This window comes from Paraburkholderia sp. CNPSo 3281 (assembly GCF_024206515.1).
Classification (GTDB): domain Bacteria; phylum Pseudomonadota; class Gammaproteobacteria; order Burkholderiales; family Burkholderiaceae; genus Paraburkholderia; species Paraburkholderia nodosa.
The window spans coordinates 1-502 of sequence record NZ_JAMBPS010000208.1; the positions used below are offsets into that span (position 1 = coordinate 1).

A 502-nucleotide genomic window follows, 5' to 3' on the forward strand; every position below is an offset into this window, starting at 1 on the left:
GTTTTATATAATTAATCGTGAAATAACTTGGTTTAACCAACAGCAAAGCATGAAAATGGGGGTGTGCCATCATGTCGCCATCATTGCCCCTAGTTACTTCGGTTGTTCGCAAAAAACCTGCCACACCCGATTTAAACCGTTTAGTTTCAATCAATCGCTTCCATGAATCGTTCATGTGCTTCAAGGTGTCACGCAGCTCTGTAACAGGCGGATTCTTTACGGTCAAAGTTAGGAACACCCAACGATGAGTTGGAAAACGTTCCTGAATACTTGGCAATTGCTGGAACATGACCGCCCTCCAGAGTAGTGATCTGCGCCACTGACAAACAGGGCAATGGCGAACACGGCAAAAAAATGCTTGTTTGAGAATCAATTTCCCTTGATCGGGATTAACTCCAAATTTCAAAATGCCTGAACATCCGTTAATTCGGTCTGCATACTTGGCAAGATCAAGAGAGTAGTTATAGAGAATTTTGACGGATTCAGCATCTGAACGATGTTC

Annotated in this window: 1 protein-coding gene; it reads right to left on the minus strand. The window is 43.0% G+C overall.

What is annotated here, in order from left to right; all coding sequences use genetic code 11:
* The coding region (locus M3I56_RS40965; RefSeq protein WP_309249233.1) for a protein rep at positions 1-406 on the minus strand (406 nt) is incomplete at its 3' end.
* Positions 407-502: the final 96 nt, after the last annotated feature.